The sequence below is a fragment of the Vibrio sp. NFR genome (assembly GCF_027587095.1).
In the GTDB taxonomy this organism is placed as follows: domain Bacteria; phylum Pseudomonadota; class Gammaproteobacteria; order Enterobacterales; family Vibrionaceae; genus Vibrio; species Vibrio harveyi.
Window position 1 is genome coordinate 266,238 of record NZ_JAPPTN010000001.1, and the last position, 25,475, is coordinate 291,712.

Here is a 25,475-nt window from a genome sequence, read left to right on the forward strand (position 1 = left end):
ATTAGCGTAGATTTGCTCTGGTTTTGTGGTGGCTTTTTCGTTAGTCTGAATTCACGAAGAATTGTTTAGCTCTCAAAAATTGTGAAGTGAGAGCACAAAGGATTAACAACTTTTAATGGAAAGCCTAACGTTACAACCTATCAATAAAATTCAAGGGGAAGTGAACCTTCCTGGATCAAAAAGCGTTTCCAATCGAGCTTTGCTTCTTGCCGCTCTAGCAAAAGGCACGACTCGGTTGACCAACCTTCTCGACAGCGATGATATTCGCCACATGTTGAACGCTCTGACTAAGCTTGGTGTTCAGTATCAGTTGTCTGAAGACAAGACAGAATGTGTTGTAGAGGGGCTTGGTCGTCCATTTTCTGTTTCTGAACCTGTTGAGCTATTTTTGGGTAACGCAGGTACAGCAATGCGCCCATTGGCAGCAGCCTTGTGCTTAGGTGAAGGTGAATACGTTCTTACTGGCGAACCTCGCATGAAAGAACGCCCAATTGGTCACTTAGTGACAGCCTTAAAAGCAGCAGGCGCTGACGTCGAATATCTAGAGAACGAAAACTACCCACCGCTGAAAATCACTGGTACTGGACTTAAGTCTGGCTCTGTATCGATTGATGGTTCAATCTCTAGCCAATTTCTGACAGCGTTTTTAATGTCAGCACCGCTGGCTGATGGTGAGATTCGCATCAATATTGACGGTGAGTTGGTTTCTAAACCATACATCGACATTACACTCCATATTATGAAGCAGTTTGGTGTCAACGTAATCAACAATGATTACCAAGAGTTTGTGATTCCAGCTGGTCAGCAATATATCGCTCCGGGTGATTTTTTGGTGGAAGGTGATGCTTCTTCTGCTTCTTACTTTTTGGCCGCAGCTGCTATCAAGGGTGGTGAAGTAAAAGTAACCGGTATTGGTAAGAACAGCATTCAGGGAGATATCCAATTCGCTGATGCACTTGAAAAAATGGGTGCAGAAATCGAATGGGGTGATGATTACGTCATTTCTCGTGTTGGTCAGTTAAAAGGCATCGATATGGATTATAACCATATCCCTGATGCAGCAATGACTATTGCAACGACAGCGCTTTTTGCTGAAGGTACAACCGCAATTCGCAATGTATACAACTGGCGCGTAAAGGAAACGGATCGCCTTTCAGCGATGGCGACTGAGCTTCGTAAAGTCGGTGCTGAGGTGGAAGAGGGTGAGGACTACATCATCGTGAAACCAGTCCCTAAGCTTACGCACGCAGCGATTGATACTTACGATGATCACCGCATGGCGATGTGTTTTTCATTAGTGGCACTGAGTGATACTCCAGTGACGATTAACGACCCTAAATGTACGTCAAAGACCTTCCCAGATTACTTCGATAAGTTAAAGGCACTAAGCTGCTAATTCGCCTTATTGAAAGTGAAAAGCCAGAGTAGAGACTCTGGCTTTTTTATTGGAATTTGAAGCGCTTACTTGTTCAATGTGAACTCTTTTGAAAGGTGGTGCGCTAGGTACTTAAACATATTGAAAACCGCAGTAGTGTTGGTTGTCGGCAGACCTTTTTCATCTAAGAAGTACTCACCTTTAAACACCAAAACACCGTCTTTTTCTTCTACACTTGTTGCGCGCATGCCTTCAATGTAGTCATCGTGCTCTTGGATGATTTGGTTCGCAATTAAAAGAAGGTCGAACTCTTCAATGTGTTTTCTATCAGACATACCATTCTCGTCATTCAATGAAACTTTAAGTGGGGGCAGTATACCCACAATTGTGAAGGGTTTGCATACTAAAAACAGTGATTGCGTGTTTTACGAACGTCACACGTTAATATAGAGGGAGTAGCGAAGCGATTCTCATCTGCAAATAGCCGATATTTCACTGGCATAACTTAAGCTTACGTTCTGATCGCGTAAGACAAATTATTTTGTGATGAGAGACAAAATTTATCGAATTCGACTAGCGAGAGGAAACTTTGCCTGCTTAGTATATGCCGCTCAAGACCTTTTGCAGTACCCTGCCTCGTCAAAGTACAAAGGCGATGAATTGTCAACCAATCGGATCTGAATTTCAAAAAAGCAGTTGATCTTCTTTTCATCTCGCACAATAGTAAAAAAAGAAGCAATGAAATAGAACATTATGCGGGTAGCTTCCTTTGGGCTAGTTACCCGCATTATTATGAAGGACGTTAGAGTCAGTTATGGGTAAATCGCTCGTTATAGTGGAGTCACCAGCCAAGGCTAAGACGATAAATAAATACCTTGGTAAAGACTTTATTGTTAAGTCTAGTGTTGGTCACGTGCGTGATCTGCCTACGGCCGGTCAAAGCACTGGTGAGAAAAAAGCCGCAGCCATTTCTACTAAAGGAATGAGCCCGGAAGAAAAAGCGCGTGTCAAAAAAGAAAAAGACCGTAAAGCTCTAATCAAAAAAATGGGGATTAACCCATATCATGACTGGGATGCGAATTACCAAATCCTTCCAGGCAAAGAAAAAGTCGTTAGCGAACTGCAAAAATTAGCCAAAGATGCTGATTACGTTTATCTCGCAACCGATTTAGACCGCGAGGGGGAAGCAATCGCATGGCACCTTCGTGAGATCATCGGTGGCGATGAAGAGCGATACAAACGCGTAGTGTTTAACGAGATCACGAAGAATGCAATCCAGCAAGCTTTCCAGACGCCTGGTGAGCTAAACATGGATGGTGTTAACGCACAACAAGCACGTCGATTCATGGACCGTGTAGTAGGTTTCATGGTTTCTCCATTGCTATGGAAGAAAGTGGCGCGTGGTCTGTCTGCTGGTCGTGTACAATCAGTCGCGGTTAAACTACTGGTTGAGCGTGAGCGTGAAATCAACGCTTTCATTCCAGAAGAATTCTGGGATATCAACGCAAATACGCACACAAAAGATAAGACGGCGTTCAAACTGCTTGTTGCGCAGAAAGATGGCGTTGCGTTTAAGCCAGTTAACGAGGCTGAAACCAAGGCGGCGATGTCGGTACTGGAAAACGCAAGCTACGAAGTATGTAAGCGTGAAGACCGCCCAACGAAAAGTAAGCCGTCTGCACCATACATTACGTCTACACTTCAGCAAGCGGCGAGTACTCGTTTAGGCTACGGCGTTAAGAAGACAATGATGCTGGCGCAGCGTCTATACGAAGCGGGTTACATCACCTATATGCGTACCGACTCAACCAACTTGAGCGCGGAAGCAGTAGATGCAGTTCGCGGTTTCATCGGTTCTGAGTTCGGTGACAAATACCTTCCAGCTAAACCGCTAACATACGGTAGCAAAGAAGGCGCACAAGAAGCGCACGAAGCAATTCGTCCTTCCGATGTTGCTGTGAAAGCTGAAGACCTACAAGGTGTTGATGCGGACGCACACAAGCTGTACGCGCTGATTTGGAATCAATTCGTTGCGTGTCAAATGACGCCTGCAGAATACGATTCAACCACCATCAGTGTGAAAGCGGCTGAGTACACGCTAAAAGCGAAAGGTCGTATTCTTAAGTTTGACGGTTGGACTCGCGTTCAACGCCCAATGGGTAAAAACGAAGATACGATTCTTCCTGCTGTTCAACTGGGCGATAAGCTGGATCTTGAATCACTAGATCCTAAACAGCACTTTACCAAGCCACCTGCACGTTTCACAGAAGCGGCACTGGTAAAAGAACTTGAGAAGCGCGGCATTGGTCGTCCTTCTACATACGCTTCAATCATCTCTACGATCCAAGATCGCGGCTACGTAAAAGTAGAACAGCGTCGTTTCTACGCAGAGAAGATGGGCGAGATTGTTACTGACCGTCTGGATGACAGTTTCAACGATCTAATGAACTACGACTTCACTGCGCGTATGGAGCAGAAGCTTGACCAAATCGCTGAAGGCGATGTGATGTGGAAAGATGTTCTAGATAACTTCTTCACAGACTTCACTGGCGATCTAGAGAAAGCGGAGCAAGACGAGAACGAAGGCGGCATGAAGTTGAATCACATTGTGATGACAGATATCGAGTGTCCGACTTGTAGCCGTCCTATGGGTATTCGTACCGCGTCAACAGGCGTATTCCTAGGCTGTTCTGGTTACGCATTGCCACCTAAGGAGCGTTGCAAGACAACCATCAACTTGGGTGACGAAGACGGTATCATCAACGTTCTAGAAGAAGATGTGGAAACAGCAGCTCTGCGTGCTAAGAAGCGTTGTCCTATCTGTGAAACGGCGATGGACGCATACTTGATCGATGATAAACGCAAGATGCACGTTTGTGGTAACAACCCGAACTGTGAAGGCTACATCGTCGAGCATGGCGAATTCAAAGTGAAAGGCTATGATGGTCCAGTTGTTGAGTGTGACAAGTGTGGTTCTGACATGGTGCTTAAGAACGGTCGCTTCGGTAAATACATGGATTGTACAAGTGAAACGTGTAAGAACACTCGTAAGATCCTTAAGAACGGTGAAGTAGCACCGCCGAAAGAAGATCCAGTTCATTTCCCTGAACTTCCATGTGAAAACTCAGATGCGTACTTTGTTTTACGTGACGGTGCTTCTGGTCTGTTTATGGCTGCGAGTAACTTCCCTAAATCACGTGAGACTCGTGCACCATTAGTTTCTGAACTTGCTCGCTTCGAAGAACGTCTTCCTGAGAAGTTTAAGTATCTGACTACCGCGCCAACTGCGGACCCTGATGGTCGCCCTGCTGTTGTTCGCTTTAGCCGCAAGAGCAAAGAGAACTACGTGCGCACTGAAGACAATGGCAAACCAAGTGGTTGGACGGCATTGTTTATCGATGGTAAGTGGGAAATCACGGACAAGCGCAAAAAAGCGAAAGCATAATCCTAGAGATTGAATCGATAAGGCAGCTCATACGCTGCCTTATTTTTTACCTGCTATTTTATAATTCATTCATTTCACCAATCATTTTTCTTCCATTTTTCACCATTCTTGTTTTCATCCAACGGTCATAGTTTCATCGTATCCTGTCGCAAAACTGCACTTGTGTAGTTAATCGGTTTGTAAATTGTTTTCACAATGTAATCGTTTGCGTCCCATTGTGTGATCAAGATACCGTATTGAGTAAGCAACATCTGTACACTACACGGAATGGCATATTTTAAATTGTAATTTAGTTCCAGTTCGATAACTTATTAGACAGATAATGCAACTGTATGCTGTTATTTAGCGCCGAAAATAAAGAATAACTAAGGCGTGTGCGTACGAGGATGTGCAATAGCTTTTTCAGTTCGTATTGTGAGGGTTCATAGAAACTCATCAATATGGACGTATTAACGTATTCGCTTGACTCCCCGAGTTCTGCTCATATCAAGCGAGTACCAGTTCCAAGCTATAACTATATGGAGAACAACGAATGGCTGGTGTTTTGGGAATGATTCTTGCTGGCGGTGAAGGCTCTCGCTTGAGACCTTTAACGGAATCCCGCAGTAAACCTTCGGTCCCTTTCGGCGGAAGTTACCGACTTATTGATTTCGCTCTGAATAACTTTGTGAATGCGGATTTAATGCGCATTTACGTCCTTACTCAATTCAAATCTCAATCTCTATTCCACCACTTGAAGAAAGGGTGGAACATCAATGGCATCACCGACCGCTTTATCGACCCAATTCCTGCGCAGATGCGTACAGGCAAGCGTTGGTATGAAGGAACGGCAGATGCTATCTACCAAAACCTGCGTTTTATGGAGTTGGCAGAACCTGATCAAGTATGTATCTTTGGTTCCGATCATATCTATAAAATGGACATTAAACAGATGTTGGCTTTCCACCAAGAGAAAGAGGCTTCGCTAACGGTTTCAGCGCTAAGAATGCCGTTATCTGAAGCGTCTCAATTTGGTGTTATCGAAGTAGACAACGAAGGTCGCATGATTGGCTTTGAAGAAAAGCCAGCTAATCCGAAATCTATCCCAGGTGATCCAGAGCACGCACTCGTGTCTATGGGTAACTATATCTTCGAAGCTCAGACACTGTTTGCCGAACTTATTGAAGATGCTGATAACGAAGCATCAACGCACGACTTTGGTAAAGACATTATTCCTAAAATGTTCCCGCGTGGTGATGTGTTTGTTTATGACTTCAGTACCAACCGCATCACGGGTGAGAAAGAAGAAGTATATTGGCGCGATGTAGGTACGATTGATGCGTACTGGCAAGCTCATATGGATCTTCTTGAGAAAGACGCACCGTTCTCTCTATACAACCGCAAATGGCCACTTCATACTTATTACCCACCATTGCCACCAGCGACATTTACTGACTCTGTTAATGGTCGAGTTCAGATCATCGATAGCTTGGTATGTAACGGTAGCTACGTGCGTGGTTCACGTATTGAAAAATCAGTATTAGGCTTCCGTAGCAACATTGCTTCGGCGTGTGACATCAGTCAGTGTATTTTGCTCGGTGATGTGAAAGTCGGGGAAGGTTGTGTGCTTCGTCGCGTGATTGTAGATAAAGACGCAGATATTGCGCCGGGTACGCAAATTGGTGTAAATCTACAAGAAGATAAGAAACACTACCATGTGTCAGATGATGGCATCGTTGTAATTCCAAAAGGAGCACGTGTTGGCTACTAACAATTTGTCTGTTCTGTTTGTAGCGTCTGAAGTCGAAGGACTAATTAAAAGTGGTGGCTTGGCTGATGTAGCCAAGGCACTGCCGGAAGCCCTTCAAAATCTTCAGCAAGATGTACGAATTTCTATTCCAGCCTATACTGGCATTGAGCAACTATCGGAAGCGGAAACGGTTCTAGAAACAGAGTTAACGAGTTGGCCACATACGGCGTACCGAGTGCTTAAGTTAACGCTTGGGGATAATCCAGTTTACTTAATTGATTGTCCGCCGTATTTCAATCGTCCTTCTATGTACGCCGAAAACAACCAAGCTTATACAGACAATGGTGAACGCTTTGCATTCTTTAGTGCAGCGTGTTTGGACATGTTACCTAAGCTTGGCTTCCAGCCGGACATTGTTCACGCTAATGACTGGCATACAGGATTAGCCCCATTCTTGCTCAAACATCGATACGGCAATGAAGCCTTCTTTGCAAACACTCGCAGCGTTATTTCAATTCACAACGCGGTGTTCAAAGGGGTATTTAGTTACGACGATGTTCAATGCCTTCCAGAGTTCCATAGTCGAAATGTGCCTGATGCAGCCGTCAGTGCCACTCACATCACCATGCTCAAAGCGGGGGTGATGAATGCAGACAAAATCAATGCAGTAAGCCCGACTTACGCAGAAGAGCTTAAGACTGAGCTAGGTAGTCATGGTATGGCGTGGGAGTTTCAACAACGCGCTGACGATTTAGTGGGTATTCTAAATGGTTGTGATTACAGTGCGTGGAATCCAGAAACGGACTCTAGTTTACCGTTGAACTACAAAGCGAACCGACAAAGCATGGTGCGTGGCAAAAACGCTTGTAAGAGAGCCCTACAAGAAAAGCTGGGTCTTGAAGCATCTGATTGCGCTATGTTTGGTATGGTTTGCCGTTTAACGCAACAAAAAGGCGTGCATTATTTGCTACCAGCATTGGCTGACTTCCTCAAACATGATGTTCAAGTTGTCGTCGTGGGGACTGGCGATCCTATCCTTGCTGCCCAACTGAGAGACGTCTCAGCACAGTTCGCTAATAAGTTGGTTTTTGTTGAAGCATACGATAATGAACTCGCACACCTTGTTGAGGCTGGCTCAGATTTCTTCCTGATGCCTTCAGAATTTGAACCTTGTGGTTTAAATCAGATCTACAGTATGGCTTATGGCACGTTGCCGATTGTTCGTGGTGTAGGCGGTTTGAAAGACAGTGTTAATGACTACGACGCAGATCTTGAAGAAGCCACAGGTTTTGTATTCTATGAGCCAACACCACAAGCGTTGTTATTGACGATGCTAAGGGCACTGTTGCTTTACGCACAGAGTCCGAACGAAGTAAGGCGTGTACAGCTTCATGCAATGCAGAAAGACTTTTGTTGGCGTAAAGCTGCGGAAGAATACTTGCAGTTGTATAGAGCCGCGTTAAATTGACGCAAAATCTTTAAAAAGTGTAACGAAAGGCACCGAATAGGGTGCCTTTATTATCTTACCCATAAGGAGTGTGGTAGCATTTATCCATTCCTGTTCACAAAGAATGTTTTTCATACTGATACATGACTCAGCCACTTTTATTCCATAAAACCTATATACACCCTACTAGCAAAGAGTGGGTCGTTTTCGTGCATGGTGCTGGTGGCAGTTCTTCGATATGGTTTAAGCAGATCAAAGCGTATAAGCAGCACTTTAACTTACTGCTGATCGACCTTCGAGGGCATGGAAAATCTAACCAACTGCTTAAAGAATTGATGACAAGTCGCTATACCTTTACGGCGGTGACTCAAGATATTCTAAAAGTTTTGGATCATCTTAAGATTCAGTCTGCGCACTTTGTCGGTATGTCTTTGGGTACTATTATTGTTCGTAATTTGGCTGAGTTAGCCTCTGAGCGAGTACGCTCTATGGTTCTTGGTGGCGCAGTTACGCGTTTAAATACCCGCTCACAAATCCTGGTGAAGTTAGGTAATCTAGGAAAGCACATTCTGCCTTATATGTGGCTGTACAAGTTGTTTGCCTACATTGTTATGCCGCAAAAAAACCAACGAGAATCACGTCACCTATTTATCCGCGAAGCAAAGAAATTGTGCCAGAAAGAATTCAAACGATGGTTTATCTTAGCCGCTGACGTTAATCCTCTGATGAAATACTTTAAAGATCGTGAACTGCCTATCCCAACATTGTATTTAATGGGTGATAGGGATTACATGTTCATCAAGCCAGTTAAAGAGATGGTTGCGGTACATAAGCAAAGTGTTCTACGTGAGATTCCAGACTGTGGTCATGTGTGCAATGTAGAACGACCTGATGACTTCAATCAACACTCTATCGAGTTCATTAAGCAGCAAAGCTTAGCCGCTTAAACTTAAAATGATTGAAAAGAATAGGGGAGCCATTAAGGCTCCCCTATTTGATATCCGCATTGCCAACAAGCGCCAAATTGACCTTCATTTTGCTCCGAACATTGTGGGCACTGCCAATCTTGGTAAATAAGTTCTGCTTGTTTTCGATAGTCTTCGACGATGGCTGATGCTTTCAAATGTTGCTCCGGATGTAAAAGCCAAACATACGGGTCAGTATCATCGCTAAAAGGTAGCTCACCCTTCAATCCGAACATGCCTTCACCTCGCACTTCGCAGGCTATTTGCTCGGTTTTAAGAAGCTCACAAACGATATGAGCTTCAGCCGGATTTTTAGCGATGTATATTTTCATTAAGCGTTTCCATTCTGTACTTGTGCAGGGCGAACCTTATTCATAACCCATTTAGCGATAATAGGGAACAAACCAAGTAGAGCAAACGATGCTAATACGGTTGGTGACACAATTCCAGAAAGACTATCAATGGTTGCTAGCTGTGTACCTGCATTCAGATAAACCGCGGTGCCAGGCAACATACCAATTTGGCTTGTTAAGTAGAATCGAGCAATAGTCATTGGTGTCAGACCCATTAACAAATTGATTAGGAAAAATGGAAAAACAGGGATTAAGCGTAGCGAAAACAGGTAAAATGCGCCGTCTTTTTCTACACCCTGGTTGATCGCACCTAGCTTGTTTCCAAACTTACTCTGTACCCATTCCCTCAATAGGTAACGGCTGCTTAAAAAGGCGATCGTTGCACCGATTGTGCTGGCAAAAGAAACCAGCAGCAAACTTGTCCAGAAACCAAATAGCGCCGCACCAAGCAAAGTCACCACTGCTGCACCTGGAATCGAAAACGCAGTGATGGCAATGTAAGCAAAGAAATAAGTGGCAGCAGCGAATACGAAGTTTTCGCTAATAAAAGTGTTCAACGCTTCTTGTTGCGCCTTCGCGTTTTCTAGCGTTAGGTATTGACCAAAATTCACGCCTAAAAAGATAATCGTCGCGAGTAGGATCAGTCCTAAAATCAGTTTCTTATTCATATCAATAGCTCCGTTTGGCTTCTTAGATAATAAGACAGAATGGGGCAATAAAAAATTTCAAAAAAAAACCGCAGTTTGAAAACTGCGGCTTTTACTCAATGTCATGCTGATATAAATGCTTTAGGAAAGAGCACTCATCAATTCTTCTCGACGAGACTGAGGTACGACACTCCAATGTGTGCCTTTGATTGCACCTTCTAACGCCCAGAGCAGTTCAAGGCTTACCGTAGAGGCATGCGTATCTTGGATTGCTTTGTATGCGTTTAGCGCGCCTTCTGCTTCAAGTTGCTCTACAGAGTCAATGCCCGCTTTCTTGAGCATACGCTCAGTCGCTAGACGCAGGTTAGGTAGATCTTTCAATCGATTAGGCTTGGTGCTTGCTTGTTGTTTTTTCTCTTGCTTAGCAGTCTCGAGGGATTGCTTGGCAACTTCAATCAAGCGGTCGGTTGTGTCCCAAAGATCATCAGAAATTGCATAGTATTTCGTAACGACTGGGAAACCACGTTTCTTGTAGACGTACGGTTTTAGTCCTTGAGTCTCGAAGTCAGATGAAGTTTGTTGGTCAGCTCGAATATGAAGTTGATTGTTTACGACAAGCGCAAACATCGTTTCATCGGCGAAGAGCCCAAAACCACCAAACATTGAGCGCGACTTGATATTACCAAGTGCCTCAAACAGCTTCATTGAGTCTTTGAGTATCGGTTTATCCATGGTGTGTTATCTCGGTGTAATTAATATTACGCCACCAAAAATCAGGTCCGAGAGATTAGCAAATGCATGCAGACACAATGTCATTAAAGGGTAAACTCACTTAATGCATATTTGCCATCGGTAACCCCGCTACCTTCCATCTAATAAGATGGTTCAGGCCGGAGGCTTTGCGTCCCACCCTTTCGGATGGTTTGCCCTGTGCGTGACTCTTTGAGGATACTTCGTATATTGAATTAACATCACGTTTCAAACGTTGAAGTGTGATCTTGGTTCAGTTAATAGTGGTAATTTGATGTGTAAAGTTTCATATGCTGGAATGTATAATTGTAATACAAAAGGTCTATCAAGGATATGTGCTACCTTGAGTTAAAACAGCAACTTATCTTCGTTCTTTAAATTATTTTTCTGATGAAATGTCCAAAAAAAGTTATTTTTAGGCAATAAAAAAGCGCTCCTAGGAGCGCTTTATAAAATCAAGCGAGAGATCAGTTCAATTTCTTAACTGTATTACGCACAACGATCTCTGGTTGCATTTCGAAAACACGCTTCTCATGCTCTTTATCTTTGATGCGCTCAAGTAGGATCTCAAATGCATTTTTACCCACACGACGTTTTGGTTGGTGAATCGTCGTTAGCGGTGGAGAGAAGTACTCAGCAAGTTCGATATTGTCGTAACCGATAACAGAAATATCGTCAGGTACTTTGATACCGTTTTGTTGTAGGCGGCTCATCAAGCCAAGTGCCATTGTGTCATTGAAACAGAAAACAGCGGTTGGACGTTTGTCCATAGCACTGATGTTATCTGCAGCTAAGACAGCCGTGTCACACTCAAAGTTGCCTTCAAGAATCCAGTCTTCGTTAACGGCTAGGTTTGCTTCAGCCATGGCACGGCGGTAACCCGCAATACGTTCTTGGCAAGCTGCTTTTTCGAAGTGACCGCTCAGACAAGCAATATCAGTATGACCATTGTCGATCAGGTATTTTGTTGCGATGTAACCGCCTTCTTCTGAGTTATCGATGATCTTGTCTGCTTGTGAGCTTTCAGGACCCCAATCCATGACAACTTTAGGAATGTCTGAATGACGGTCAAGCATCTCTTTTAGCTCTTCCGTAAGGTCAGAACACATTACTAGAATGCCATCTACACGTTTCTCAGCTAGCATGCGGATGTAGTCACGTTGCTTCTCGTAAATACCGCCCGTGTTACATAGGATCAGAGTGTAACCTTGACGGTAACAGTAGCTCTCAACGCCGTCGATTACTTCAGAGAAGAATAGGTTGGTAGATTGAGTAACTAACATACCGATGGTACGAGTTGAGTTGCATTTTAAACTGCGCGCAACGGCACTTGGTGCGTAATTAAGTTCATCCACCGCTTTCATTACTTTTTCTTGAGTTGCTTCAGCAACAAAGCGAGTTTTATTAATTACGTGCGAAACCGTAGTGGTAGAAACGCCGGCTAAGCGAGCAACGTCTTTAATAGTGGCCATAAATGATGTCCTGTATCGAGCTACTGTAAATACCGTAGTGAAGACAACCATACGCTTAGGGTCTTGCGCAAACCGAGCAACTGCGAATAGGGGCATTGCTGAGATATTTGGCAGCGGTTGTTCCGAAATCGGTATAAAAAGGTTTGTAGCAACATTTATCGCTGAGTCTCATATTCCTTTCTTATATAAGTGAGGAATTGGTCAGCAATCCTGTTAAGAAAACACAAAAACCGCTTTATTTCAGCGGTTTACATATAAATCATATTTAATCGTTTGCGCTCACATTTTAGACTGATGCGAGCAAGCTGGCAATATTCTAGGCAGTTGTTTTGTGCCCCTGAGGTCACATTTTAACGGCTAAATTGATTGTATTTCTCTGTGCCAGATTAAAAACAAACGAATAAAATAGGGAGTCTGAATGACAGACTCCCCAAAATAGGTGGCAATTATTCACCAAGAAGGTAGGTGCTGTCCAGTTTACAAAATGCAATTAATAGTTGCGCAACGCTAATGTAGAAGCCAAATTCGTCGAATTGCTTACATTTAGCAGCAAACTGTGGCAGCCAAGTCATAAGGTGTTGTTGGATGAACTCGTTCTGTTTTCCGAACGCTTCTTCCATATGTTTATCTTGCTCTAGTTCGTTCGAGCGGATAATCATGTTGCCTAGAAAATCTAGCTCGACCGCTAAGTGGTCCGCTGGTTCTTTCAGATTTTCGTCCACTTGCACACCAAAGTCTGCCATCAGTTTTTCCATCTCTTCTGCTGGCTTATCATTTAATAAACCAGATTCGCCGATGTACATTGAAGCATAAGGCAGTGCGCCGTGTTTTTCTGTTTTTAGAAAGAGTTCACAGAAGTCCGCTGCTAATTCTAACTGAGCGTCTTCACGGTCTTGTAAACGGTTGAGTGCATCAACAAGGGTATCAACAGCTGGTTTTAGTGATTCGTTTTCACCAAGACCCGCTAAAAAGCTTCGAATTTCAACACTGTGGTAGGTTTCTAGTTCTTTCTCTGTCAGTTCTTTTGCGAACAGGCTAGAAAACCACCAATAGATTTCTGCGCGTTTCTCGTTAAAAGCTTTCACTTCTTGCATTTTTTTGCTCCTGAATGGTTATCCCTTAAGTGTAAACAATTAAGATGAATAGCAGTAACTATAATTGTTATGCATTATTGGAAAATATGCGTATTTGTGAATGGCTGTAAATAAGCTTGCTTTGAATCAATAAAATCGCAAAATCTTGCTTTTTAATGTATCTATGACTAGAAATGTTACTAGTTATGAATAGAATACGTCTTGGAAAATAAAAAAGACAGAAAGTGGTGTAAATGAGCTATCACGTATTAGTCGTAGAAGATGATGTTGTAACTCGCAGTAAGCTCGCGGGCTATTTCCAAAATGAAGGTTACAAAGTCAGTGAAGCAGAAAGCGGCGCAGAGATGCGCGAAGTGCTTCAAGGCGGTGATGTTGACCTAATCATGCTGGATATTAACCTGCCCGGCGAAGACGGCCTTATGCTTACGCGTGAATTACGCAGCCAATCAGATATCGGCATCATATTAGTGACAGGACGCACGGATAGCATTGACAAAATCGTTGGTCTAGAAATGGGCGCAGACGATTATGTGACAAAGCCTTTTGAACTAAGGGAATTATTGGTTCGCGTGAAGAACTTGCTATGGCGCATCTCTGCGGCACGCAGCGGTTCTCAAAAAGCAGCGAACGACACTAATGAAGAACACATTGTGCGCTTCGGTGAGTGGACGTTTGATATTCAGCGTCGAGCTCTAAGCCGTAATGGTGAGCCAGTGAAACTAACCAAAGCTGAATATGAGTTATTGGTTGCACTGTCCTCGTACCCAAATCAGGTACTAAGCCGTGAGCGTATTTTGAATATGATCAGCCACCGAGTGGATGCGCCAAATGATCGTACGATTGACGTACTGATTCGCCGCATGCGCGCTAAGATGGAGTTTGATCCTAAGAACCCACAAATCTTTGTGACGGTTCACGGTGAAGGCTACATGTTTGCTGGTGATTAAATCATACCTAAAGAAAAAGGAGAGCATTGGCTCTCCTTTTTTGTTTCCGCAATTTGACCACTGAATCGTTTTTAAGTGTTTTATGGTTGTTCTACTTCAACCATTGGTGTTTGACCTACGTTATCACGCAACTTTTGCCACAACCCACCTAAATACTCATGCCAATACAACTCGGTTTGTTCTAAGTAACGAGCTTTCGGAGTGTACTTTTGCCATGGCTGTTCGATGTCATCAATTGCCATAAAGTTAGTTGGCGCAGGGATTGGCTTGATACCTGCAGCATTAAACTCGTACAAAGCACGCTTCATATGGCTTGCTGAGGTTACCAGCACAATGTCTTTTTGCTTCACAAAGGCAGCGGCTTGGCGGGCTTCTTCCCATGTGTCTTTAGCGTCTTCGAGAAGGATGATGTCGGACTTTGCGACACCAAGAGAAAGTGCCACGTTAGCCATCATGCGCGCATGACTGATTTCAGATCCACCTGCGTAACCGGACAAAATTAACTTAGCGCCAGGGTACATACGTAAAATACGGATGCCCTCGGTAAGGCGCATTAGCGCTGTACGGCTTAGTTGAGAAGTTGGTGGGATCTCATCATCGACGACATGACCATTACCAAGCACCATGACATAGTCAATGCTACCTGATACAGGTAAAAACGCTTTGTACTCGCGCTCAAGAGGCATCAGAAGCTTGGTTGAAACAGGTTGGAAGGCAACGAGGAAAATGCCGACAAAAGAGAATAGAACAACAAAGCAGCCAGTTTTACGTTTCGTGGTAAAACTAATGAGAGCAAGACCTAACAAGCCTATGATTAGCAATGCCGGAAGCGGCATTAACAAGGCTGACATTACTTTTTTCAGCTCAAACATACATAAATAGTCCGAAAAAACATCAATTGATAATAAAAATGAGGATAACCCTCTTTATTCCTGCTTTCCTTGTGACAGAATAGCGGCACAATCCGTTATGATAACTCAGCAGAAGTGACAGAAGACCGCAATTTCGACGATATCGCCCACAAATTTGCAAAAAATATTTACGGCTCCGATAAAGGGGAGATCCGACAAATCATTGTGTGGGAAGATTTTCTACAGATTCTAAGTGAATTAGACGCCGACCATCAAGCACTACAAGTCCTTGATGCTGGTGGTGGTTTAGCGCAAATGTCGCAAAAGCTTGCTAAGCTCGGACATCATGTCGCTTTGTGTGATCTATCTTCGGAAATGCTGCAACTAGCAAAGCAGGATATTGAAAAAAACGGTTTGCTTGAGCAGTATCGCCTGATTCATTCGCCTGTCCAATCCATTGCTGAACACATGGAAGCGCAGGTGGACCTTGTCATGTTCCATGCCGTTATGGAGTGGTTGGTTGATCCGAAAACCGCACTTGAAACGCTTTTGGAGCAGGTCAAACCGGGGGGCATCGCTTCGGTTATGTTCTATAACCACCACGGCTTGGTCTATAAAAATGTGGTTTGTGGCAACATTCCTCATGTTTTAGACGGCATGCCTCACCGAAAAAGATTTAAACTACAACCACAAAAAGGGCTAAAACCTGAAGAGGTTTATCAATGGATAGAAGATTCTGGTTTTAGTATTTGCGGTAAATCTGGTATTCGTTCATTCAGTGATTACATAGGTAATATGCAATACATGGGCGATTACGAGTTTGAAGATGTGTTGGCGCTAGAAAAACAACTTTGTCGACAAGAGCCATACCTCTCATTAGGCCGCTATATTCATGTGTGGGCTAAGAAGAACGATAAACAGGAATAACGATGAGTGAGATGACTCTCAATGCTGCAGAGCAACCAATCGATGAGTTGGTTGGCTGGGTAAAGCAGCACGATTTCTCGTTGAACCTGACCACTGAGCGACTGGCATTTTTGATTGCTATCGCTGTATTAAGTAATGAAAGGTTCGATGAAGAATTGGGTGAAGGTGAATTGCACGATGCATTTGCCATCGTCACTCGACTTTTTGATGAGACGGGAGAAGCTTCGGCTTTCCGTGCGAACAATGCCATTAACGAGATGGTTAAGCAGCGTCTTATGAGCCGTTTTGTCAGTGAGATTACTGACGGAGCGAGCATTTACCGCTTGTCGCCATTAGCGATAGGAATTACCGACTACTACGTGCGCCATCGTGAGTTCTCGAAACTGCGCCTTTCTATTCAGTTGTCTATGGTCGCTGATGAAATGGCGAAAGCGATTGAAGCGGCACAAAAAGGCGGCACTCCGGGCCACTGGAAGAAGAACGTGTACGGGATATTGAAATATTCTGTAGGCGAAATCTTCGATCAAATTGATCTCAACCAACGTGTGATGGATGAGCAGCAACAATCTGTGAAACAACAGATTGCTGACCTGCTTAACAAAGACTGGCGTGAAGCAATCAACAACTGTGAAGCGCTTCTGTCAGAAACATCAAGCACGTTGCGTGAACTTCAAGATACGCTGCAAGCTGCCAGTGATGAACTGCAAACTCAGATCCTAGACATTCAAGAGATTGTCTATGGTGACCCTGAGCTTGAGTTTATCGAGGAAGCCTTGTTTGGTCTTCAGATGAAACTGGACCGAATCACAAGCTGGGGCCAGCAAGCGATCGACCTTTGGATTGGCTACGACCGACACGTACACAAGTTCATCCGTACTGCAATTGATATGGATAAGAACCGTGCGTTTAGCTCGCGTCTGCGCCAGTCCGTTAAAGACTACTTTGATTCGCCTTGGTATCTGACTTATGCAGATGCGGAAAGGCTTTCTGACCTTCGTGATGAAGCCCTAGTACTGCGTGATGACGAGGTAACAGGTCAAGTTCCGATGGAAGTGGAATACGAAGAGTTTCAACAAGTCAATGATGAGTTGGCGGAGCGAATTGGTGACATGCTGAAAGCGCATAAAGACCAAGGCGCACCTATTGACTTGAGTGTGGTACTGCGAGATTACCTTGCACAACACCCTCATACTCATCACTTTGATTTAGCTCGCATTGTCGTTGATCAGGCGGTACGTCTGGGTTATTCAGAATCCGACTACCAAGCTGTTCAGCCAGACTGGAAAGCAATCAACGAATTTGGGGCAAAGGTACAAGCGAATGTCATCGACCGATACTAATGAATACATGTCAGAGAATCTGGCAAAAGCAATTTCTAACCCTCTGTTCCCAGCGCTAGACAGCATGCTTCGAGCAGGGCGTCATGTTTCAAGTGAAGATCTGGACAACCACGCGTTGTTGTCGGATTTCGAACTTGAGCTTTCTTCTTTCTACCAGCGCTACAACACCGAATTGGTGAAAGCGCCAGAAGGTTTCTTCTACCTCCGTCCACGTTCAACGTCTTTGATTGGTCGTAGTGTCCTTTCTGAGCTGGACATGCTGGTGGGTAAGGTACTGTGTTTCCTTTACCTAAGCCCAGAACGTCTTGCGCACGAAGGCATCTTCACTAACCAAGAATTGTACGACGAGCTACTTGCTCTGGCTGATGAAAACAAGCTGATGAAGCTAGTGACGAACCGTGCGACTGGTTCTGACCTTGATAAAGAAAAGCTGTTTGAAAAAGTACGTACGTCACTCCGTCGCCTGCGTCGCCTAGGCATGATCATCAACATCGGTGAAACCGGTAAATTCAGCATCAGTGAAGCAGTATTCCGCTTTGGTGCCGATGTACGAATTGGTGATGATATGCGTGAAGCGCAGCTACGTCTGATCCGTGATGGTGAAGCGGTAGTGCACACCAAAGAGCCAAGCCAAGGCAGCCTATTGTCTGAAGAAGATCAAGGCGACCAAGCCCAAGAAGAAACAACAGAAGAGGGTGAAGCATGAGCATGATTGAACGCGGTAAATACCAATCGCTGACCATGGTCAACTGGAACGGCTTCTTTGCCCGTACGTTTGACATCGATGGTCTGGTAACCACGCTATCAGGTGGTAACGGTGCAGGTAAATCGACCACAATGGCGGCGTTCATCACCGCATTGATTCCTGACCAAACGCTACTGCACTTCCGTAACACCACAGAAGCGGGCAGCAGCCAATCGTCTCGCGACAAAGGTCTGTACGGTAAGTTACAGCCGGGCGCATGTTATGCGGCGCTAGATGTGGTGAACTCACGTAACCAACGCCTATTGTTTGCAGTAAAACTGCAGCAAGTAGCGGGTCGTGATAAGAAAGTAGACATCAAACCGTTTGTTATCCAAGGTCTTCCAAGCCATGTGAAACCAACGGATATCTTGGTTGAAAGCGTATCTGCGACTCAAGCTCGTGTACGTCAAATCAATGAAGTAAAAGAATCGATCGCAGAATTTGAAGGCGTTCAATTTAAAGCCTTCTCTTCTATCGTGGATTACCACTCGCAGATGTTCGAATTCGGTGTGATTCCGAAGAAACTGCGTAACTCTGGTGACCGTTCTAAATTCTACCGCTTGATCGAAGCATCGCTTTACGGTGGTATCTCAAGTGCAATCACGCGCTCGCTACGTGACTACCTTCTGCCACAAAACGGCGGCGTGAAGAAAGCGTTCCAAGATATGGAATCAGCACTGCGTGAAAACCGCATGACGCTAGAAGCGATCAAAACCACGCAAGCAGACCGTGACTTGTTCAAACACTTGATCACAGAGTCAACCAACTACGTGGCTGCGGACTACATGCGTCACGCGAACGATCGTCGTAACAAGTTGGATAAAACGCTGTCATTACGTTCAGAGCTGTTCGGTTCTCGTGAAACTCTCGTTGAGCAAAACAACCTGCTTAACCGTGTTCAAGAAGAGCTAGAACTGCTGATCGAGTCGGAATCTGCGCTAGAGCAAGATTACCAAGCGGCTTCTGACCACTTGCAACTGGTGCAAAACGCACTGCGTCAGCAAGAGAAGATCGAACGCTACCAAGAAGATCTTGAAGAGCTGAGTGAGCGTCTTGAAGAACAGATGATGGTAGTGGAAGAAGCGCAAGAACGCGTGATGATGGTGGAAGAGCAAGCGACCATTGCGGAAGAAGAGGTGGATAGCCTTAAGACGCAGCTGGCTGACTACCAACAAGCACTCGACGTTCAACAAACTCGCGCCCTTCAATACCAACAAGCGGTTCAAGCGCTGGAAAAAGCGAAGCAACTACTTGGCGATGACAGCCTAACGGCAGAATCGGCACAAGCGCTTGTCTCTGAGCTTAAGAGCAAAGAATCAGAAAGCACCAACGCGTTGCTATCGGTTAAGCACAAACTGGACATGTCTTCTGCGGCAGCAGAGCAGTTCGAAACCGCGCTTAAACTGGTACAAAGCATCGTTGGTCAAGTTGAGCGTAAAGACGCGTCTGAACATGCGAAAACCGCAATAGCGAAAGCGCGTGAATCTCAGCAAGTCGCGCAAAACGAACAGCAATGGCGTGCACAGCACCGTGACCTTGAGCGTAGCCTTAACCAGCAACGTCAAGCGCGCGAGCTAGTCAACGAATACCAAAAGCAATTCCATGTTGAACTGACTGACGAAATCACGTTTGAACAAGAGCGTGAACGTCATGCGATGCAAATCGACTCGCTTGAAATGACGCAGGAAGACGTGCGTGAGCAACGCAGCGAACAGCGTCGTCTAGAGCAAGATGCAGCAGCGGAAATCAACAAGCTAGAAGCCATTGCTCCAACGTGGATTGCTGCGAACGATGCGCTAGAAAAACTGCGTGAGCAAAGTGGCGCTGAGCTAGAAGATAGCCAGTCAGTCATGAGCCAAATGCAAGTGGTGCTTGAGCAAGAGAAAACCCTTTCTCTGGCAAAAGACAAACTGGCAGAGCGTCGCAGTCAGCTTGATACCGAGATTGAGCGTCTTGCTTCTCCTGGTGGTTCAAACGACCCTCGTCTGAAAGGTTTGGCAGATACTCTAGGCGGCGTATTGCTGTCAGAGATCTATGATGACATCACTATTGATGACGCGCCTTACTTCAGTGCGATGTACGGTCCGGCTCGTCACGCTATCGTTGTTTCTGACCTATCTGGTATCGAAGAGAAACTGGTAGAGCTAGACGACTGTCCAGAAGACTTGTACATCATTGAAGGTGACATCGATGCCTTTGATGACAGCTCATTCGACGCAGAAGAGTTAGAAGGCGCGGTTTGTGTTCGTATGAACGATCGCCAAATGCGTTACTCTCGCTTGCCTGAAATCCCATTGTTTGGTCGTGCAGCACGTGAGCAGCGTTTAGAGCTACTGCGTAACGAACGTGAAGAAGTTGTTGAGAAGCACGCGAAAGCAGCATTCGATTCGCAAAAAATGCAGCGTCTGTATCAAGCTTTCAACCAGTTTGTGGCAAGCCACATTCAAGTAGCATTCGAAGCTGACCCAGAGCAAGCATTGGCAACCATTCGCGACAAGCGTAACCAAATTGCGCGCGTACTGGCTGATCTGGATGCAAAAGAGCAGCAGCAACGTTCTCAACTGCAAACCAGCAAGCAAGCATTGTCTTCTCTAGACAAGCTAGCACCAAACATGGCGTTGATTGAAGACGAGTCGCTGCAAGCGCGCTTTGATGAGTTGGAAGAGAAAATCGCCCAGCTTTCAGAAGCAAAAGCTTTCCTAAATAACCACGCGAAAGCGGTGGCGGAACTGGAAAAAGTCGCAGTTGCCCTAGATGCCGATCCAGAGCAATTCGATGCACTAGAAGCGGAATACAAAGCGGCAGACGAACAGCTACAAGATCTTAAGAAGCAAATCTTTGCGCTCTCGGACCTCGTTGAACGTCGCCACTACTTCGCTTATTCAGATTCAGTAGACCTACTGAACAAGAGCAGTGAGCTGAGCGAACAGCTAAAAGCAAAACTGGTTCAAGCTGAACAAATGCGTACTCGCTCTCGTGAAGAGTTGAAACAATCGCAAGGTCAAATGAACCAATACAACCAAGTATTGGCTTCTCTGAAGAGTTCACACCAAGCGAAACTGGAAACGGTTCAAGAGTTCAAACAAGAACTTCAAGAGTTTGGCGTGAACGCTGACGAAGGTGCAGAAGAGCGTGCAATGCGTCGTCGTGACGAACTGCATGAGCGTCTACACACTTCTCGTAGCCGTAAGAGCGAATACGAGCGTACGATCACCTCTACTGAACTAGAGATGAAAGGCTTGGCGAAACGTCTGAAGAAAGTTCAGAAAGAATACGTTGAGCTGCGTACATTCGTTGTTGCAGCGAAAGCTGGCTGGTGTTCGGTACTTCGTCTAGCGCGTGAGAACGATGTTGAGCGTCGTCTACACAAGCGTGAACTGGCTTACATGTCCGCGGATGAACTGCGTTCAATGTCGGATAAATCATTGGGTGCGCTGCGTCTAGCGGTTGCGAATAATGATGACCTGCGTGATGCGCTGCGTCTATCAGAAGACAATGCACGTCCAGAGCGTAAAGTTCTGTTCTACATTGCTGTGTACCAACACCTTCGTGAGCGTATTCGTCAGGATATCATCCGTACTGATGATCCAGTCGAAGCGATCGAAGAGATGGAAGTAGAGCTAGCGCGTCTAACGGAAGAGCTAACGCAACGTGAAAACCGCCTAGCGATCAGCTCTGAGTCAGTAGCGAGCATTATCAAGAAGACGATTCAGCGTGAGCAAAACCGTATCCGTATGCTGAACCAAGGCTTGTCGAACATCTCGTTTGGTCAGGTGAAGGGCGTACGTCTAAACGTGAAGATCCGCGAAAGTCACGAAGTGCTACTAAACGGTCTAGCGACACAACAAGAGCAGCATAAAGATCTGTTTGAATCGACTCGCTTTACCTTCTCTGAAGCAATGGCGAAACTGTTCCAACGCGTGAACCCACACATCGATATGGGTCAACGTTCTCCTCAGGTTCTGGGTGAAGAGCTACTGGATTACCGTAACTACCTAGAGCTAAGTGTGGAAGTGAACCGTGGTTCTGACGGCTGGCTACAAGCTGAATCTGGCGCGCTATCTACAGGTGAGGCGATCGGTACTGGTCAGTCAATCCTACTGATGGTTGTTCAAAGCTGGGAAGAAGAATCACGCCGTTTGCGCAGTAAAGATATCGTACCATGTCGTCTGTTGTTCCTTGATGAGGCAGCACGTCTGGATGCGAAATCTATCTCAACGTTGTTTGAACTGTGTGACCGTCTGGATATGCAGCTTCTTATCGCGGCGCCAGAAAATATCAGCCCAGAGAAAGGTACGACCTACAAACTGGTGCGTAAGGTGTTTAAAGATCACGAGCATGTACACGTAGTTGGTCTGCGCGGTTTTGGTCAAAACGATAAACCTAAGACTGAAGCACAAGAGATGATTGAAGAGTTTGAGTCCTAAACTCCGAAGCTAATAAAACGCCCGCAAGAAACGCGGGCGTTTTTGTATTTGTAAAACGAAATAAGCCGAGTCTGTAGGGCAACAGGCTCGGCTTTTTTGCAGGCGCTTAAATGTGAAAAGGTAAGTCCTATTCTTCTGAAAAGTCGTTTCCTTTTTCGATCATTTCAGCAAGCTCATCAAGTGCTTGGACAGAGATTTCCGACAAACGTTGTAGGTGTTGGTCAAAGTTCTCTTGTTCAACAAGCGGAGTATCATTGTTATTAGTTTCTTTTGTTAGCATCGCCCAACCTCTCGAGTTGAGTAAGGGGGAGAAAATATAAAATCAAAAATCGGCAGAAAAAAGAAACGATCGATGTGTATTTTGTTAGCTGGATCATCGATTGCAGTGATAAAAACGATGAATTACTTAGGAAGAGAGCGATAGTGCTCAAATATGAAAAGAAAGCTAGCAACCACGAGAATGGCTGCTAGCGATTAGATTAGAACTGAGATTTTACGCCAAATTGCTCTGCTGCGTACGCAACACGCTCTTTTGGTTTTGGATACTCAGCAGGAGTGCCAAGGTTCTCAATGTGTTTCAAGCGAGGTAGGAGACCTGCACCGTTTGCAATTTGGATTGCTAGGCCAGGGCGAGCGTTTAGCTCCAGAACCATTGGACCTTCTTCTTTGTCCAATACCATGTCGGTGCCCATGTAACCTAGACCTGTCATTTCCCAAGCACTGGACGCAAGCTCTAACAAGCGCTCCCAATGAGGCACTTGCAGTGTCGACAGGTCTTTACCCGTATCTGGGTGATGAGTCACTGGTTGGTCAAATTGCACCGCGCGAATGGCTTTACCAGTAGCAATGTCGATACCGACACCTACCGCGCCTTGGTGAAGGTTAGCCTTACCATCCGATGCTGCTGTAGAGCAACGCATCATCGCCATAACAGGGTAGCCCTTAAATACGATAATACGTACGTCTGGCACACCTTCGTAACTGAAGCCGTCGAAGCAGTCATCAAACTTAATTAAGTTCTCAACCACAGCTACATCGTTCTTACCACCAAGGGAGAAAAGACCCGCGAGTGCGTTACTGATGTGACGCTCAACTTCTTCTTTATTGCAGGTAGCACCAGATGGCTTTGTATATACGCCATCTTTGTGCGAAGTGATAACCAAGATACCTTTACCACCACTGCCTTGAGCTGGCTTGATTACAAAACCGGGCCAGTTCTCAACCATCTTGTGAATCTTTTTCACTTCAGCTTGGCTGGCGATCACGCCAATAAGAGCAGGCACAGTCGCGCCTGCTGCTTCAGCGATAATTTTGGTTTTGAGCTTGTCATCCACCAAAGGGTATTTAGAACGATCATTGTAACGACCAATGTAACTGTGGTTACGCTTGTTCATCCCCATAATGCCCTTATGGCGGAGTTTTGCTGGCGAAGTAAAACGTTCAAACATCGTTTAGTCCTCCGCTAGTGGTTTAAAGCGACGTAGCTCAGTTAGACGGTAACCCGTGTATGTACCTAGTAGTAGAATACCTGCCAGTACAATGAGCTGTAGGCCGATAAAGTTAAACGTTAGGTGCTGGATGTAGGTGTTGGTCATTGCCAAGTAAACCAGTACCGCTGTCAGTAGTGAGCCACCACCTTGAAGGGCAACTTCTTTCGCGCCTTCTTCTTCCCATAGAATCGACATACGTTCGATCGTCCATGACAAGATGATCATTGGGAAGAAGGTAATGGTTAGACCCTCAGTCAGACCAATCTTGAATGCCACAACGGTAAACACAGAGATGATCATGATTACTGTGATGATAACCGCGGATATCCTTGCGACCAGAAGTAAGTTTAGCCTCGATAAGTAACTTCGGATGATCAGACCCGTACCGACAATCAGTAGGAAGCCGACGATACCTGTTACAAGTTGCGTTTGTACAAAGGCAACCGCAATAAGAACTGGCATGAAGGTACCGGATGTCTTAAGACCGATGATAACGCGCAGGAATACAACAATAAGAGCACCAATTGGAATCAGCATGATGGTCTTAAACATCGCCTGCTCTTCAAGAGGTAGGCTGTGGATAGACAGGTTCAATAGACCGTCAGCTTCCACTTTGTTGTTGGTTGCTTCTTGCGGTGTAAGCTCCTGCTTGATCATAGAGAAGTGAACTTGGCTGTTTTTGCCGCCCACTAGGTCAAGTAGCGAAACATTCGATTCATCCCAAACAAGCAGGTTAGGCTGCGCTGCAGCTTGCTCAGAGTTTGGTGAGAAGAGTACCCACTTATCGCCAGACCAAACTTGAACCATAGGTTGAATCGTTTGACGGCGACGTCCATCTTCCAGCTCGATAACGCCAACGGTCTTACTCTGTACGCCAGCGGTAAGCAGAATTTTGTGCAGAGCATCGGTACGATCAAAGTCATTTAGAATCAGTGCTGCGTTTTGGCTATCTGGATCGTTCAGTGTTTTGATCAGCTCACGAGCGAATGTCTCATTGTCTGCTGAACGGCTCATTGCACGTTCAATCAACGCATTTGCTGCCGCTTGTTGAGGTGCTGAAAGGGTTGGTTTGGCAATTTCACCGGTTGGTGGCTGTTCATCCACTTTTGCTTGTGGATCAACCAAGAATTGGGCTTTGTAGTAAATGGTTTGTGCGCCAGTTGCTTGGCGGATAGACCATTCAGCACGACGACCTGAATCAGAGTTTACGTAAGAAACACCATAACCAGGAGATGACGCCGACTCACCGATTAAGGTGTAGCCTTTTTGTGTATGAGGAGCAGCGAGAGAAGCTTTAACTTCACCGCCATTTGCATTGAACTCAATGCGGGCTTCAACATCCCAAACTTGACGCGTTTCACCTGGAGTCCATGGAACGCCGTAATTCTGATGTCTGAAAACACTCAAAGCGATGCCCGCAACCACCAAAAGGATGATTGACAGGTAAAACGGTATTCTTGACGTCATAATC

20 protein-coding genes and 1 riboswitch are annotated in these 25,475 nt (G+C 45.3%); of the genes, 10 read left to right on the forward strand and 10 right to left on the reverse strand.

The window, feature by feature from the left end:
- Positions 1–115: 115 nt before the first annotated feature.
- Positions 116–1,396 (forward strand): 3-phosphoshikimate 1-carboxyvinyltransferase, encoded by a 1,281-nt coding sequence (gene aroA, locus OH463_RS01175; RefSeq protein WP_005450370.1) that lies wholly within the window; start codon positions 116–118, stop codon positions 1,394–1,396.
- Positions 1,397–1,461: 65 nt separating this feature from the next.
- Here the strand turns inward: aroA and OH463_RS01180 are convergent, their stop codons facing one another.
- Positions 1,462–1,710, reverse strand: coding sequence for a YciN family protein (locus OH463_RS01180; protein WP_005450369.1), 249 nt, complete (start codon positions 1,708–1,710; stop codon positions 1,462–1,464).
- A gap of 479 nt (positions 1,711–2,189) precedes the next feature.
- Between OH463_RS01180 and topA the strand changes: the two genes are divergently transcribed.
- The 4 genes from topA to OH463_RS01200 all read left to right on the forward strand — a co-directional run bounded on the left by topA (position 2,190) and on the right by OH463_RS01200 (position 8,943).
- Complete coding sequence (gene topA, locus OH463_RS01185; protein ID WP_029789004.1) at positions 2,190–4,820, forward strand: type I DNA topoisomerase; 2,631 nt, start codon at positions 2,190–2,192, stop codon at positions 4,818–4,820.
- 532 nt (positions 4,821–5,352) lie between these two features.
- Positions 5,353–6,570, forward strand: a complete 1,218-nt coding sequence (gene glgC / locus OH463_RS01190) for a glucose-1-phosphate adenylyltransferase (protein WP_005450367.1) — start codon at positions 5,353–5,355, stop codon at positions 6,568–6,570.
- Positions 6,560–8,017 (forward strand): glycogen synthase GlgA, encoded by a 1,458-nt coding sequence (gene glgA, locus OH463_RS01195; RefSeq protein ID WP_222325731.1) that lies wholly within the window; start codon positions 6,560–6,562, stop codon positions 8,015–8,017. Before glgC ends, glgA begins: the two co-directional genes overlap by 11 nt.
- 122 nt (positions 8,018–8,139) lie before the next feature.
- Positions 8,140–8,943: an alpha/beta fold hydrolase gene (locus OH463_RS01200; protein ID WP_005450365.1), complete on the forward strand. Its 804-nt coding sequence runs from the start codon at positions 8,140–8,142 to the stop codon at positions 8,941–8,943.
- 32 nt (positions 8,944–8,975) lie between these two features.
- Here OH463_RS01200 and OH463_RS01205 read toward each other — a convergent pair whose 3' ends face one another.
- From OH463_RS01205 to torD, 5 genes are all read right to left on the reverse strand, one after another.
- A complete protein-coding gene (locus OH463_RS01205; RefSeq protein WP_269990323.1) occupies positions 8,976–9,293 on the reverse strand; it encodes a putative signal transducing protein in 318 nt (105 codons plus the stop codon).
- Positions 9,293–9,982 carry a TVP38/TMEM64 family protein gene (locus OH463_RS01210; protein WP_005450359.1) on the reverse strand — a complete coding sequence of 230 codons (690 nt, stop codon included), beginning with the start codon at positions 9,980–9,982 and terminating at the stop codon, positions 9,293–9,295. The genes OH463_RS01205 and OH463_RS01210 overlap by 1 nt, the downstream gene beginning before the upstream one ends.
- A 120-nt stretch (positions 9,983–10,102) precedes the next feature.
- A complete protein-coding gene (locus OH463_RS01215) occupies positions 10,103–10,693 on the reverse strand; it encodes a TfoX/Sxy family DNA transformation protein (RefSeq protein ID WP_005450356.1) in 591 nt (196 codons plus the stop codon).
- Between the two features lie 116 nt (positions 10,694–10,809).
- Positions 10,810–10,899: riboswitch (cyclic di-GMP riboswitch) on the reverse strand.
- Between the two features lie 279 nt (positions 10,900–11,178).
- Positions 11,179–12,183 (reverse strand): HTH-type transcriptional repressor PurR, encoded by a 1,005-nt coding sequence (gene purR, locus OH463_RS01220; RefSeq protein WP_005450353.1) that lies wholly within the window; start codon positions 12,181–12,183, stop codon positions 11,179–11,181.
- Between the two features lie 446 nt (positions 12,184–12,629).
- The gene (torD, locus tag OH463_RS01225) at positions 12,630–13,277 is read right to left on the reverse strand and encodes a molecular chaperone TorD (RefSeq protein WP_009698288.1); all 648 of its coding nucleotides are present in this window, start codon (positions 13,275–13,277) and stop codon (positions 12,630–12,632) included.
- A gap of 233 nt (positions 13,278–13,510) precedes the next feature.
- On the opposite strand from torD, the gene torR reads away from it, so the two are divergent.
- Positions 13,511–14,224: a two-component system response regulator TorR gene (gene torR / locus OH463_RS01230; protein ID WP_005450350.1), complete on the forward strand. Its 714-nt coding sequence runs from the start codon at positions 13,511–13,513 to the stop codon at positions 14,222–14,224.
- Positions 14,225–14,304: 80 nt separating this feature from the next.
- On the opposite strand, the gene elyC is transcribed toward torR, so the two are convergent.
- Positions 14,305–15,096, reverse strand: coding sequence for an envelope biogenesis factor ElyC (gene elyC, locus OH463_RS01235; RefSeq protein ID WP_005450349.1), 792 nt, complete (start codon positions 15,094–15,096; stop codon positions 14,305–14,307).
- A 114-nt stretch (positions 15,097–15,210) separates the two neighbouring features.
- Here elyC and cmoM point away from each other — a divergent pair, with 114 nt between their 5' ends.
- Genes cmoM through mukB form a run of 4 tightly spaced genes read left to right on the forward strand, consistent with a single transcriptional unit; the run spans position 15,211 to position 22,514 of the window.
- Positions 15,211–16,002, forward strand: a complete 792-nt coding sequence (gene cmoM, locus OH463_RS01240) for a tRNA uridine 5-oxyacetic acid(34) methyltransferase CmoM (protein WP_009698287.1) — start codon at positions 15,211–15,213, stop codon at positions 16,000–16,002.
- A gap of 2 nt (positions 16,003–16,004) precedes the next feature.
- Positions 16,005–17,342, forward strand: coding sequence for a chromosome partition protein MukF (gene mukF, locus OH463_RS01245; protein WP_009698286.1), 1,338 nt, complete (start codon positions 16,005–16,007; stop codon positions 17,340–17,342).
- Positions 17,323–18,048 (forward strand): chromosome partition protein MukE, encoded by a 726-nt coding sequence (mukE, locus tag OH463_RS01250; protein WP_172580476.1) that lies wholly within the window; start codon positions 17,323–17,325, stop codon positions 18,046–18,048. Before mukF ends, mukE begins: the two co-directional genes overlap by 20 nt.
- Before the next feature lie 2 nt (positions 18,049–18,050).
- Positions 18,051–22,514, forward strand: a complete 4,464-nt coding sequence (gene mukB, locus OH463_RS01255; RefSeq protein WP_269990540.1) for a chromosome partition protein MukB — start codon at positions 18,051–18,053, stop codon at positions 22,512–22,514.
- Between the two features lie 127 nt (positions 22,515–22,641).
- Here the strand turns inward: mukB and OH463_RS01260 are convergent, their stop codons facing one another.
- The 3 genes from OH463_RS01260 to OH463_RS01270 all read right to left on the reverse strand — a co-directional run bounded on the left by OH463_RS01260 (position 22,642) and on the right by OH463_RS01270 (position 25,471).
- On the reverse strand, positions 22,642–22,794 hold the full coding sequence (locus tag OH463_RS01260) for a hypothetical protein (RefSeq protein ID WP_005450343.1): 153 nt from the start codon (positions 22,792–22,794) through the stop codon (positions 22,642–22,644).
- A gap of 199 nt (positions 22,795–22,993) precedes the next feature.
- On the reverse strand, positions 22,994–23,962 hold the full coding sequence (locus OH463_RS01265) for an alpha-L-glutamate ligase-like protein (RefSeq protein ID WP_005450342.1): 969 nt from the start codon (positions 23,960–23,962) through the stop codon (positions 22,994–22,996).
- 3 nt (positions 23,963–23,965) lie between these two features.
- Complete coding sequence (locus tag OH463_RS01270; protein ID WP_005450341.1) at positions 23,966–25,471, reverse strand: inactive transglutaminase family protein; 1,506 nt, start codon at positions 25,469–25,471, stop codon at positions 23,966–23,968.
- Positions 25,472–25,475 lie beyond the last annotated feature (4 nt).